Annotated in this window: 14 protein-coding genes; 5 read left to right on the forward strand and 9 right to left on the reverse strand. The window is 36.4% G+C overall.

Features of this window, described 5'->3' with window-relative positions; translation table 11 throughout:
* The 5 genes from WFK35_RS06085 to WFK35_RS06105 form a co-directional block, all read left to right on the forward strand.
* A partial coding sequence (locus WFK35_RS06085; protein WP_336731861.1) for a rhomboid family intramembrane serine protease occupies positions 1-682 on the forward strand: 682 nt, incomplete at its 5' end.
* A gap of 5 nt (positions 683-687) precedes the next feature.
* Positions 688-1,671, forward strand: a complete 984-nt coding sequence (locus WFK35_RS06090) for an endonuclease/exonuclease/phosphatase family protein (protein WP_336731862.1) — start codon at positions 688-690, stop codon at positions 1,669-1,671.
* A 72-nt stretch (positions 1,672-1,743) separates the two neighbouring features.
* The gene (locus WFK35_RS06095; RefSeq protein ID WP_336731863.1) at positions 1,744-2,718 is read left to right on the forward strand and encodes an endonuclease/exonuclease/phosphatase family protein; all 975 of its coding nucleotides are present in this window, start codon (positions 1,744-1,746) and stop codon (positions 2,716-2,718) included.
* Positions 2,719-2,722: 4 nt separating this feature from the next.
* On the forward strand, positions 2,723-3,076 hold the full coding sequence (locus tag WFK35_RS06100) for a hypothetical protein (protein ID WP_336731864.1): 354 nt from the start codon (positions 2,723-2,725) through the stop codon (positions 3,074-3,076).
* A 42-nt stretch (positions 3,077-3,118) separates the two neighbouring features.
* Positions 3,119-3,529 carry a hypothetical protein gene (locus tag WFK35_RS06105; RefSeq protein ID WP_336731865.1) on the forward strand — a complete coding sequence of 137 codons (411 nt, stop codon included), beginning with the start codon at positions 3,119-3,121 and terminating at the stop codon, positions 3,527-3,529.
* 45 nt (positions 3,530-3,574) lie between these two features.
* On the opposite strand, the gene WFK35_RS06110 is transcribed toward WFK35_RS06105, so the two are convergent.
* The 9 genes from WFK35_RS06110 to WFK35_RS06150 all read right to left on the reverse strand — a co-directional run bounded on the left by WFK35_RS06110 (position 3,575) and on the right by WFK35_RS06150 (position 13,420).
* Complete coding sequence (locus tag WFK35_RS06110) at positions 3,575-5,089, reverse strand: GH3 auxin-responsive promoter family protein (protein ID WP_336731866.1); 1,515 nt, start codon at positions 5,087-5,089, stop codon at positions 3,575-3,577.
* Between the two features lie 107 nt (positions 5,090-5,196).
* A complete protein-coding gene (locus tag WFK35_RS06115; RefSeq protein ID WP_076391160.1) occupies positions 5,197-5,607 on the reverse strand; it encodes a BrxA/BrxB family bacilliredoxin in 411 nt (136 codons plus the stop codon).
* Between the two features lie 429 nt (positions 5,608-6,036).
* Positions 6,037-6,483, reverse strand: a complete 447-nt coding sequence (locus WFK35_RS06120) for a GatB/YqeY domain-containing protein (RefSeq protein ID WP_076391162.1) — start codon at positions 6,481-6,483, stop codon at positions 6,037-6,039.
* A gap of 110 nt (positions 6,484-6,593) precedes the next feature.
* Positions 6,594-8,498, reverse strand: coding sequence for a cell division protein FtsZ (ftsZ, locus tag WFK35_RS06125; RefSeq protein ID WP_336731867.1), 1,905 nt, complete (start codon positions 8,496-8,498; stop codon positions 6,594-6,596).
* A gap of 108 nt (positions 8,499-8,606) precedes the next feature.
* Complete coding sequence (ftsA, locus tag WFK35_RS06130; protein WP_087707063.1) at positions 8,607-9,998, reverse strand: cell division protein FtsA; 1,392 nt, start codon at positions 9,996-9,998, stop codon at positions 8,607-8,609.
* A gap of 89 nt (positions 9,999-10,087) precedes the next feature.
* Positions 10,088-11,032 (reverse strand): cell division protein FtsQ/DivIB, encoded by a 945-nt coding sequence (locus tag WFK35_RS06135; protein ID WP_336731868.1) that lies wholly within the window; start codon positions 11,030-11,032, stop codon positions 10,088-10,090.
* A 109-nt stretch (positions 11,033-11,141) separates the two neighbouring features.
* Entirely contained in the window at positions 11,142-11,519 is a 378-nt protein-coding gene (locus WFK35_RS06140) for a GxxExxY protein (protein WP_336731869.1), read from the reverse strand.
* A 121-nt stretch (positions 11,520-11,640) separates the two neighbouring features.
* Positions 11,641-12,999 (reverse strand): UDP-N-acetylmuramate--L-alanine ligase, encoded by a 1,359-nt coding sequence (murC, locus tag WFK35_RS06145; RefSeq protein WP_336731870.1) that lies wholly within the window; start codon positions 12,997-12,999, stop codon positions 11,641-11,643.
* Positions 13,000-13,126: 127 nt separating this feature from the next.
* A complete protein-coding gene (locus tag WFK35_RS06150; protein WP_235132266.1) occupies positions 13,127-13,420 on the reverse strand; it encodes a GIY-YIG nuclease family protein in 294 nt (97 codons plus the stop codon).
* Between the last annotated feature and the right edge of the window lie 9 nt (positions 13,421-13,429).

The raw sequence follows: 13,429 nt of genomic DNA on the forward strand, positions 1-13,429 counted from the left end.
TGCTGTATTTGTTATAGCCAATTTGCTGTTTCAGGATAGATTTGTAGGATATCTTGCTGCTTTTTATCCCTTCTCGCCATTTTTCAAATCTTGGCAGATTGTTACGCATATGTTTATGCATGGAAGCTTCATGCATATCCTTTTCAATATGTTTACTTTATTCAGTTTCGGACCTATACTGGAAAACAGCTTAGGAGAAAAAAAATATTTAATTCTTTACTTTTTAAGTGGTTTGGGAGCCTTTTTCCTGTTTAATCTTTGGAATTTTGTTGAGGTTCAGCAGATTTCCAACGAATTGCAGCAGTTAGGATTTAATCTGAATGAATATCTTTCAGGTTCCTCTGTACAATATTCAGGTTCTTCTCAGGCTGTACTTCGACAACAGGAATTGGTTGGAGAGCTGAATGGAATTATGGGAACTCCAATGGTAGGAGCTTCCGGAGCGATATTTGGTGTTGTGGCAGCATTTGCAACACTTTATCCGGAGGCAAAAATAGGAATTATGTTTATTCCGATTCCTATGAAAGTTAAATATGTATTGCCGGTCGTTGTTATTGGCTCCATTTATCTGGGAGTTTCCGGAAATGGAGGCGGGATTGCGCATTTGGCTCACGTAGGAGGAGCGATTGTAGGTTTTATTTTGGCAAGAATTTGGAGAAAGCATTTGTACAGATTTAATTAAACCTCTTGAAAATCCTTCGTCTTATTTTTCTCATCCTTCACACCGGAATATTTATTTTATTATCCGGAATGTTAATGAATGCTTATGTTTCACCCAAAATATTTCCTTGGCTGAATTTACTTTCTTTAGGTTTTCCTCTGTTAATTATTGCTTACGTTCTGCTTACCATTTTCTGGATTATCAGTTGGAAGAAGAGAGCGTTTGTCTTTTTCTTCGCAGGACTGCTCTTTTTCAATCCTGTTTTGCGATGGATTAATTTTTCTCAGCCCAAAAATGAAAAAGCAGATTTAAAAATTGTCACGTTCAACGTTAAAAACGGCATTTTAGGAAAAGAAAATATTAAAGATTTCATCAACAGTCAGGATGCGGATGTTGTTCTGTTTCAAGAGATGGTTAATAAAAAATATGATTTTAAAGATCTGAACCAAAGCAGCAAAACTCTACTTACAAGCGTTTTTACAAAACATAAAGTCATTGCTGAGAAAAATTTGCTTGGAGATTATGAAAACGGCAATGCAACGCAGACAGATATTGAGATCAATGGAAAAAACTACCGGATCATTAATGTTTATCTTCAGCCTTTCAGGTTTGATAAAAGTATGGTAAAGCTGAATGGTGATAGTGATGAAGATGAGCAGAAGCTGAGAGGTATTGTCAGAAAACTGATTCCGACCTTTAAAGTGCATCAGGAACAGATTACTCCCATCAAAGAAAGTATTGAATCTTCGCCTTATCCTGTGATTTTGGCAGGCGATTTTAACTCTGTTCCCAATTCTTATGAGTACTGCGAATTATCAAAAGATCTTGAAGATGCATTTATGAAAGCCGGAAGCGGAAGTGCCACCAGTTTTCATGATTATAAATTCCCGATCAGGATTGATTATATTTTTGCTTCAAAATCCGTTAAACCGTTAAGTTATAAAGTCGACCGTTCTGCGAAACTTTCAGACCATTATCCTGTTATTGCGACATTTAAACTGCAAAACTAAATTATAAAAACAGTTAATGTTTTTCTTATGGTAGGATTTTTGCTGAAAGCACTATATCCTTAGACTGTTTTCATGAAGCCGCGTCAAGTATTGTTATTTTTCCATATTGTTGTTGGTATACTGCTCCTGTGTACATTAGGGAACGCATGGGTTCCGCCTAACCTGCTTGGAAATCTCAATCTTCTTTCTCTGGGTTTTCCCTATCTTATTTCATTACATATTATTTTCACACTGATCTGGATTTTCAGAAAAGAAAAAATTGCCATTGCATTTGTTGTGGGAACATTTTTATTTTATAATCCTATCCGAAGATGGATCAACTTTACCCCGAAAACAGAAAGTCAGAAATCAATAAGAGATATAAAAGTCATTACGTTTAATGTAAAATACGGCGATTTTGGCTGGGATAAAGTGAAAAAATATATTCAGGATCAGAATGCGGATATCATTCTGGTTCAGGAAAAAGATACCAACCGTGCCTTGAGACAGGATCTGGTAAAATACCCTTCTGTTATTTTAAAAACTAAGCATAAAATTGTAAGACAGGAAGAATTAATCACGGATAAATCGCGTGGAAACTCATTTTATGCGGATGTAGATATCAACGGAAAAATTGTAAGAATTGTTAATGTTTATCTTGAACCTTTCCGGCTGCATAAATCCATGCTTCAGTTCGACGGACTGAAAAAAGAAGGCGGGAAAATCAATACACTGCTCTCGCATATGATTCCTACTTTTAAAGCACACGAAGACCAGATCAAAAAAATAAGAAAAGCGGTAGATCTTTCACCATATCCTGTAATTCTGGCGGGTGATTTCAACTCTGTTCCCAATTCTTATGAATATTATAATCTGGGAAAAGATCTTCAGGATGCTTTCTTAGCGGCGGGAAACGGAAGCTCCTCAAGTTTTCATGATTATAAGGTTCCGTTGAGAATCGATTATATCTTCAGTTCAAAATCAATCATTCCTTTAAGTTATAAAGTGGATAATTCTGTAAGATTATCGGATCATTATCCTGTAATTGCAGAATTTCTGTTAAATTAGTTCCATGAAAAATTTATCTTTTGCAGCTATTATTTTCTCGGCAGTTGTGATGTCCTGTTCAAAAAAAGAACCGGCAGATTTTTATCCTCCAGACAGTCCGAAAGCAAGTTATGATACCACCGCAATCGATTCTTTCTCGAATGGCGCGGTTTCTGTAGATGTGGCAAGACAGATCAGGATATCTTCAAAACAGTATCAGGATTCATTAAAAGAAGCACTGAAAATTCAGGAGCAGGAAAAGAAGCTGAAAGAGGAGCTTGAGAAAGAAAATAAAAAGAAAGCAGATGAAGAAAAGAAAAAAACAGACGAGGAGAAAAAGAAAAGTTCTGAACCTTCTGCGGAAGTAAAATCTGCATAATATAAATCACAAAAAAACGTTTTAAAAAAAAAATTATAAAGTATGAAAAGAAGCATTTTATCTGTACTGATGATTGCAGCAGTAGTTGTATCATGTACAAAGTCTACATCAAAAACCGAAACTGTTGAAAATCAGGACGGATCTACAACTACCACCACTACTACTGTTTCAGAAAACGGAATCGGAGTAGATTCGGCAAAAATTAATGAAGTGAAAGAAAATACCCAGGCTAAAATTGATGCTGCCGGACAAAAGATTGATAACGCTGCCGAAGATGCAAAAAATAAAATAGATGCAACTGCAGACAAAACAAAACAGGATCTTCAGAAAGCAGGGCAGGACATTAAAGAAGGAGCTGATAAAGTAGGAAAAGATGTAAAAAGTGCCGCAGCAAAAGGAGCTTCCAAAGTTGAAGAAGGCGCTAAAAAATTAAAAGAGGATTTAAGCAAATAAATATCTTCTTATAAAAAACGAAACCGCAGTTTTTCTGCGGTTTTTTTATTTGTTCAGTTCAAGTAAAGGATCAATATATTCTCGATCGTTGCTCAGTCTGGGAACCTTATTTTGTCCGCCCAGTTTGCCTTTGGATTCCAGCCAGCAATAAAAAAGATTGGGCTTTGCAATATGCACAATCGGTCTTTTCAGCGTCATATTGTTGTAACGTTTGGCTTCGTAGTCAGAATTAATGGATTTAAGATGATTATCAAAAGCATCTATAAAACGCTCTAAATTGTCCGGTTTTTCGCGGAATTCAAAAATCCACTCATGCGCTCCGCCTTCGTTCTCTTTCATGAAAACAGGGGCTCCTGTGAAGTCGGAAACGGATGCATTGGTTTCTTCACAGGCTTTAGAAAGGGCAGATTCTACATTGGTAATCATAAGCTCCTCCCCAAAAGCATTAATGTAATGTTTCGTTCTTCCCGTAATTTTTATTCTGAACGGATTGATTGAGGTAAAAATAACGGTATCGCCAATGAGATATCTCCACAATCCGCCGTTTGTCGTAATCACCATTGCATAATTTTTCCCGATTTCCACATCTTCCAGACTCACGACTTTCGGATTGGAAAAATGGAACTGATCCATCGGAATAAACTCATAAAAAATACCGTAATCGAGCATCAGAAGCATTTCATCACTATTCGATCTGTCCTGAATTCCGAAAAAGCCTTCGGAAGCATTATAGATCTCGTAGTAATTGATGTTTTTTCCTATAATCTGTTTGTACTGTTCTCTGTAGGGCTTAAAGCTGATTCCTCCGTGGAAAAACACTTCAAGATTCGGCCACAGTTCTGAAATGTTTTGCACATCAGTTTCCTTCAGAACCCTTTGTAAAAGAACCATCATCCAGCTTGGAACTCCAAGAATACTTCCTACATCTTCATTTTTAACTTCGGACGTAATGGCTCTGAGTTTGCTTTCCCATTCTCCCATCAAAGAAACCTTTTTACTCGGAGTGGTGGTTACTTCTACCCAGAAAGGAAGATTATCAATCAGAATAGCCGATAAATCGCCAAATTTGGTATTAAAATCTGCATAGAGTTCAGAACTTCCGCCCAGGCGTAAATTTTTATAATTAAAAAGCTGATTTTCCGGATGATTATTGGCATAAATGGAAACCATATCTTTTCCGGCTTTCATGTGGCAGTATTCAAGACTTTCCGCAGAAATCGGGATGAATTTGCTTTTGGCATTCGTGGTTCCCGAAGATTTTGCAAAATGTTTGATGTAACCGGGCCAGCTTACGTCTTTCTGTCCCTGTCTTGCTTTTTCAATATAAGGCTCCATTTCTTCGTAGGTAACGACCGGAACTTTGTTTTTAAAGTCCTGATAACTCGAAATGGAATTAAAACCGTATTTTCTGCCATACTCCGTATCTTCTGCATGAAATAACTGGGAAAATAAGATACCTTTCTGTGTTTCAATAGGATGATTCATGAAATTCTGAATCTGATCTATCCTCTGCCGGATAAACCAATTGACTACAGTATTGAAAAGTGCTTTCGTTGCCATTTCAACAAATATAACAATAATTGATTTTTCAGAGAATTTTTTTATGATGATAAAATAAAAAAACCGCTACAAAATATGTAACGGTTTATATCTGAAATGCTCATTTACTAGCAATACTCGTCGTAAGCAGCCTGAAGGTTTGCAGCAATTGCTCCTGCAGGATTTCCTTCGATGTGGTGTCTTTCCAGCATATGAACAAGTTCTCCGTCTTTAAACAATGCTACGCAAGGTGAGCTTGGAGGGAACGGTGCTAAATGTTTTCTTGCTTCAACTACCGCTTCCGTATCAAAACCTGCGAAGACAGTAGTTAAATGATCCGGTTTTTTGTCTCCTGTTAAAGAATACACAACTCCCGGTCTTGCAGCTCCTGCAGCACATCCGCATACAGAGTTAATCACCAAAAGGGTAGTTCCTGATTGTTTTAATGCTTCTTCTACCTGAGCCGGAGTGGTCAGATCTTCGAAACCTTTATCTGTAAGTTCAGCCTTCATAGGCATTACTAAATCTTGTGGATACATATTTTTGTTTTTTGTAAAGTACAAATTTAAGCAATTCTTTACGTTTCATCAATATATAAAAACTATCGGTTGTTTTAGAAAACAAAATGAATTGAATGTTAATAGTTTAATAATAATTATAAAATTTTAAATTAAATATGTTAATTATCAAAAATAATTACTAAATTTGAAATGATTCTGAAAACAGTTGACCATGAAAAAATATTTACACTGATCCCTCTCAATTTATTTTCTTTCAGTTTTTGCTTTTATTTTGAGCAATAATTGATGTCACTCAGAAAAAAATAAATGAAGCCCGAAACTGAAAAGTTTCGGGCTTCTTTAATCAAATCGATATGTAAAGGTTGAATATCCTTATAAAATAGCTGATGGTTTTTGTTTGTTGATGGATAGAAGACCACTCAACTAAAAATTACCAGCAATCAGCAATTATGAAAGCAGTTTTTTCGCCATCTCGGAAATGCTTTTTCCGTCCGATTTTCCGGCTAAAGATTTTGAAGCAATTCCCATTACCTTTCCTAAATCTTTCATAGATTCAGCGCCTGTTTCAGCGATAATGTTTTTCATTTCTGCTTCCAGTTCTTCTGCTGAAAGCTGTTTCGGCAAAAACTGCTCAATCACTTTCATCTGAGCTTCCTCCACTTCGGCAAGATCATTTCTTCCCTGTGCAGTAAACTGTTCGGCAGAATCCTTACGCTGCTTTACCATTCTCTGAAGAATAGCAATTTCCTGTTCTGCGCTTACTTCTGCTCCTCTGGCTTCCGTTTTAAGCAGTAATATCTGAGATTTTACAGCACGAAGAGAATCCAAAGCCACTTTGTCTTTCGCTCTCATTGCTGTTTTTATAGCTTCGTTTATTGTATTTTCTAAACTCATGGTTTTAATTTGATAGTTTGAAAAATGAGACAATTTGAAAATGCAATTATTTTAGAATCAAGAATGTATAATGTTCAAATTCTCAAATGACCACATTTTCAAATTAAATTTTAGTCTACATCTTTATTTAAAAATCTGTTTTCTCTGATCTGCATATTTCCGTTGTTATCAGACAAATATGTGTTGATATTCTGGTCTGATGCATTGGTTCCTTCAATGGAAATATTTTTTCTCTTGAATGCAGGCACAGATTCAAACTCGCTGGAACTGTCGAAACTCTGGTAACGAGAGTTAAACTCTTTTAGTTTGTTTCTTCTTTCCATTACTCTTTCCTGATCCACGGTTTTATTCACGAAGGTGAATTCTTCTTCCGCCGGTTTCGGGGCTTCGGTTTCTGTCTTATTTTCAGCAACAGGCTCTTCTTTCAGATGCTGAAAGAAATGTTCTACTTTCTGAAATGGCTCTTCTGTAAGCTGATTCACTTCGTTGATTGCTGCAAGTTCTGCTTTTGGCTGTCCGAAATCAGATTTTGGTTCATTTTTTACAGGCTCATTTACGAAGAAGCTGAATTCAACAGGTTTTTCTTCAGAAAAAGTGTTATTGAAAGCAGTATTAGACTGTGGTTCTTCTTTTTTATGATCAAAATCAAACTTAAAAGATTCTATTTCCAGATCATTCGGATCTTCTGCTTCTTCATCTAAAGTAAATAAGCTGAAAGATTCTTCCTGTTCATCATCATTTCTCCAATCCTGAGTGCTGTTAACCGTATCTTCCTCTCTATCAAAGAATTTTATTTCAGTTTTAGTCTCTTCGTTGCCAATAGTCATTTTTTTTTCAGTAGACGTAACACCGAACTGTGGATGATCGTGGTCTTCGTCGTCTAATCTGAAAAGGTTTTTACCTCCGAAATCATAATCCTGCTCTGCGTGAGAATGTCTTTCCTCTCTGGTTTTGAAAGGAGACTCTTTTGGAGTGTCGAAACTGTCGTTCAGGCTGATTTTAATTTTCTCTGTAGGTCCTGCAAATTTTTTGTTATCGTTAGAAAAACCTGTTGCGATTACAAGAACGCTTACAGAATCTCCCAGTTCTTCATCTGCTCCAACCCCGAAAATAATATCCGCTGTGTTTCCTGCTTCTTTCTGGATATGATCCATAATGACACCGATCTCGTCCATGGTCACTTCTTCCACGCCACTTCGGATCAATAACAGAACGTTTTTCGCGCCTGTAATTTTGTTGTCATTCAATAGTGGGGAATCAAGTGCTTTTTTAACCGCTTCTTCGGCTTTATTTTCACCGGAAGCAATTCCTGTAGACATCAAAGCCGTTCCTGAATTCTGAAGCACAGATTTAGCATCTCTAAAGTCAATGTTGACATCAAAGTAACCCGTAATAACTTCCGCCATTCCTTTTGCCGCGTTTGTTAAAACTTCATCGGCTTTCGAGAATCCCTGCTTGAATCCAAGGTTTCCGAATTGCTGTCTTAATTTATCGTTGTTGATGACAATTAATGAGTCCACGTTATTTCTTAATTTATCAAGACCGTTTTCAGCCTGTTCCAGTCTTCTTTTCCCTTCAAAACTGAAAGGGACGGTAACGATTCCTACCGTTAAGATTCCCATATCTTTGGCTACTTTAGCAATAACGGGAGCAGCTCCGGTTCCTGTACCACCACCCATTCCGGCAGTGATGAAAACCATTTTGGTATTCTGTCCCATAGCAGCTTTAATATCTTCGATGCTTTCGATCGCAGATTTTTCTCCCACTTCAGGATCGGCTCCTGCGCCAAGACCTTCCGTAATGGTAGTTCCCAGCTGTACCTTGTTGGCAACCGGATTGTTATCTAAAGTCTGAGCGTCTGTATTGCAAATCACGAAATCCACTCCGTGAATACCTTTTTCGTACATGTGTTTCAGCGCATTGTTTCCACCGCCTCCAACACCGATTACTTTTATGATTGATGAATTTCCTTTTGGCAAATCAAATGAAAATCCTTGTGTACCTATGTTTTCCATAATTAGTTTCTTTTAATAATTATAATTGATAAGCGATAAATGAATAATGATTTTGTTTTAATTAAAAAATAAATCATCAATTATCACTGATCTTTTATCATTTATATTTTATTCTACTTCTTCAAAGAATTTTTTTACTTTTTCCATCAGCGACTGCCCGAAAGTGAGTTTCGCCGCCTTTTTATTCTCATGCTGTTCTTCTCTAGGCTGTTGTTCCTGTATCGGTGCAACTTCCTGCGGAGCGGGTTGTGAAGTTTCAATCGCAGCTTGTGCAGCAGCATTTTCCGGCTGCTCTTTTTCCAAAACAGGAGTGTCTTCTACCGTGTTCAGCTTTTTATCTCTGATTTTTAAACTTTCCATTAATAAACCAATGGAAGTCGCAAATTCGGGACCTTTAAGATACTGATTTTTATCATTCGCCACATACTCATTTGCAAATCCGATTCTGCTGTCGAATCCTGTTGTATAATTGGCGAGCTGACGAAGGTGTTTCAGGTTGGATCCGCCTCCCGTTAATACTATTCCTGCAATCAGTTTTTTCTTTTGTTCAAAAGCTCCGTAAGCCTTTAATTCTGTATTTACCATTTCCAGAATTTCTTCTACTCTCGCATTGATGATCTGTGCTAAAGTTTTCAGGGAAATTTCTTTATCCGGTCTTCCGTGAAGCCCGGGAATGGTAACATATGTGCTGTCTTTTTCAAGCTCAGGAACGGCAGAGCCGAATTTTACTTTCAGTTGCTCTGCATGTTTCTCAATGATCGAACAGCCTTCTTTGATGTCTTCCGTAATGATTCCTCCTCCGTAAGGGATTACACAGGTATGACGGATGATATTATCTTTAAAGATGGCAATGTCTGTAGTACCGCCTCCGATATCTACAATAGCAACTCCTGCCTCTTTTTCTTCTTTTGTAAGAACCGCTTCAGAGGATGCCAAAGGTTCCAGCGTGAGTGCTTCCATTTCAAGCCCTGCTTCTCTCACGCATCTCGCGATATTGCGAATGCTTCCCATTTGTCCTACAACCACATGGAAGTTGGCCTCTAAACGCTTACCGTGCATCCCGACCGGTTCTTGAATTTCACCTTCAGAATCTACTTTGTATTCCTGCGGTAAAACGTGAATGATTTCTTCTCCAGGAAGCATAACCAGTTTTTTTACCTGATCTTTTAATGCTTCAATGTCGTCGTCTGTGATGAATTTATCCGGATGTTCACGCATAATATAATCGGAGTGCTGCAGAGAACGGATGTGTTTTCCTGCAATTCCTACCGTAACTTTACGGATCGGAACTCCTGCGCTGGACTGTGCCTCAGACACAGCAGCTTTGATTGAATTAATGGTCTGTGAAATATTATTCACAATACCTTTGTGAACCCCAAGACTTTTCGCCTTTCCTACACCGAGAACTTCTATTTTCCCGTGTGCATTCCTCCTTCCGACAATCGCAACAATCTTTGTTGTCCCGATGTCCAGACCTACTGAATACTCTTGATTTTCCATTTTTATACCGATTTGATTTTTTTGTTTTTCAGTTCCTGTTTTAATAAGGATCATAGGTTTTTGCCTATGTATATTGATGTTTTTTTATTTTATTCGATCTTAACTTTTGCTTTAGTTTTCGGTTTTGACGCCGTTGGTTTCTCAGTTTTTCTTGCTTGGGCTGCCTTCGGTTTTGAAGGATTTCCCGTTTTCTTAATTTCTTTTTTAACTTCAGCTTTCGGCTTTGGTTCGGCACTTTTGGTGACTGCAACAGGAGCTTTTGCTAATTCTATATTTGCCGCTTTTAAAATACTGTCGTTTTCTTTGTAATTGGGATTTAAGGTCGTTACAATCTGGTTCTGATATTTAATGGAAACCATACTGTATTTCTCAGGATCTTGATAGACAAGATATTTTTCTACAAATGCCTTAAATCCTTTTACTTTAAAATCTATATTATCTAAATCCCCGATCTCGACTTTGTAATTTCCTTCACTGGTAAGAAGATTATAGTCGCCGTTTCGGTCTTTGGATATTCCGATAAAATATTTTTTACTGAAATCGTCTTTGTCTATTTTTTCAACCAGTTCGGCAAGTTTTTCATACTCTTCTTTTTTTACATTTCCTGTCACCAACATACAAGGATGAGAATACGTTTTAGAGATCGGAAATTCTATTCCTTTTTCATCGACATAAAAGTCTCTGCCTTCTTTGTTTAATCTGAAAACGGGAACTCTCTGTTTGATGTCTAAATTCAGCTTTCCGTTCAGGTTTAAATAAACATTCGCACTGTCCACTGCCGGAAGATTGTTGATCTTCTTTTCCAGAGCCGGAATATTGAGATCTCCCACTTTTCCAGAAGGGTTTTCCTTTTTTACAATTTCCCTGATATCTTTTTCATCAATGAAGTAAACCGGTGTTTTTTCATTCATTTTTACAGAAATTTTATTGTCCGTAATCTTCTGTCCGCTGAATTTCTTCAAAGAGAAACTCAACAGAAATCCTAGGATGATTACTGTGATGGCAATTTTTAATATTCTGTATTTATTTTTCATTTTTGTTTTTAGCTTTTTTAACGCTACGGTCGCAAGGTTTTTCTTTAAATTCTCGCTTTTTATGTTCGCAAAGGCGTTTCACTCAGCAAATGATAGCTGAAAATATTTTTTATAATTTGTTTACTGCTCTTTTTACTCCGTCTTTAAATAAGGTAGAATGAAAATTTAAAATCATCCCTAATTTCATTTCTGTGATTCTTAAATAATTAAGAATTTGGAAAAAATGATATTTATTAATTTCCGGAACTGCTTTTATTTCTATAATTACTTTATTTTCAATTAATAAATCAACTCTGAATGCTTTCTCAATAATTAAACCTTCATAATTGACACTAATATCTTTTTGACTTTCAATGTTCAATCCGCTATTTTTTAACTCGTGAATCAAACATTGCTCATAAACATTTTCATAAAGCCCGATTCCCATTTTTCGGTGCACTTTCATCCCTGCATCAAAAACAATGTTTGAAATTTCATTTTCTGTCATTATGTTTTTATATTTACTCTTAAATGATATTTTCAGCTATCATTTGCTGAGTGAAACGCCCTTGCGAACATGTTTTCGTGTTTCCAAAAAACTCTTTGTGTCCTTTGCGTTACATTTAAAATTAAATTTTCTCTATCCACTCACAAACAGGATCATACAGCGTGTCTATATTTCCTGCCCCTACTGTAAGGAGAATGTCAAAATCTTTTTCTTTTATTTTACTGAAAGCTTCGCCTAATGTTGAAACTTCTTTTTTATATAAATTAACTTTTTCCAGTAACCAATCGGAAGTGATTCCTTCAAAATTTTCCTGAAGTTCTCTTGCCGGATAAATATCAAGTAAAATCAGTTCATCAGATTTACTTAAACTTTCTGCGAATCCGTCTGCAAAATCTCTTGTTCTGCTGAAAAGATGGGGCTGGAAAACCACCAATAATTTCTTTTCAGGGTAAAATGTCCGGATTGAACCCATCACGGCATTAATTTCTGTCGGATGATGTGCATAATCGTCGATGTAAATTTTACCGTTTTCGTAGATGTGTTTTGTATATCTTCTTTTAATTCCTTTGAAATTGGCAATTGCTTTTTTCAGCGTTTCGAAATCTACTCCTAAATTGTTTAAAATAGCCAACGCAACCGTAGCATTTTCTACGTTGTGAATTCCCGGAATTTCCCAGACAAAATCTTTTACCGTCTCGTTGGGCGTATGGAAATCAAAATAAATTTTATCATGATCCATTCTCAGGTTATCTGAGTAATAATCAGCCACTTCGTTTACAGCGTAAGTTTGATGAGGTCTTCCGATTTCAATTCCTTTTCTTACAAAAAGCTGTCTGTCTTCGGGAACCAGAGCTGCAAACTGTCTGAACCCTTCTTCAATGGTGTTTTTATCTCCGTAAATATCCAGATGATCGGCATCGGTGGAAGTAATAACTGCCCAATCCGGAGAAAGGTTTAGAAAGCTTCTGTCGTATTCATCTGCTTCCACAACTGAATATTGTGAGCCGTTGTAGAGAAAATTTGACTTAAAATTCTCAGAAATTCCTCCCAGAAAACATGAAAAAGGCAAATTTGCTTCTTTGCATAAGTGTGAAACTAAGGTAGAAGTGGTTGTCTTTCCGTGAGTTCCGGCAACAGCAATGCAATCTGTGTTTTCCGTAATCAATCCTAAAACTTTTGCGCGTTTTAATACTTCAAACTGATTGGTATTGAAATAATCTAATATGTCCAGTTTCTTAATCGCCGGAGTGTAAATGACTAACGTATCTTCTTTGTGAAGCGACGTAATTTTTTCATTAATGACATCTTCAAAAACAATATCAATTCCCTCACTCATTAATGCTTGAGTAAGTTTCGTGTTGGTTTTATCGTAGCCTGAAACTTTTTTGCCCGAAGCATGGAAATAACGCGCCAAAGCACTCATCCCGATTCCTCCGATCCCAACGAAGTAAAAATTTTGATATGTTTCTAAATTGTTCATTTATTTATTTTAATCTTTAATGGCTCGATATACTCAAAGCTACATCGCTAATCCTATTTTATACTATTAGACTTCAACTATTCCGTTAATTTTTTAACGGTGTCAGGCTGAGCCTGTCGAAGCCTTTCTAATCTTTCATCTTATTTTTTGATAATTCAGGCAACAATTCCCAATTATCATTTATTATTGCTTCCTTTTTCTTTCTACTCCAACCTTTAATTTGTTTTTCAAATCCTATCGCCTGATTAACATCATTAAATTCATAATAGAAAACAAGTTCTACAGGTTTTCTTGTATATGTATAGCTTTCAGGATTTAATCCGTCATTATGTTCATTAATTCTTTTTTCCAAATCATTGGTAAAACCTGTATAATAAGAATTATCCGAACATTTTACAATGTATACATAATATATTTTCATTCATTTGTG

Origin of the sequence: Chryseobacterium sp. VD8 (assembly GCF_037149975.1) — a bacterium.
Taxonomy (GTDB): domain Bacteria; phylum Bacteroidota; class Bacteroidia; order Flavobacteriales; family Weeksellaceae; genus Chryseobacterium; species Chryseobacterium indicum.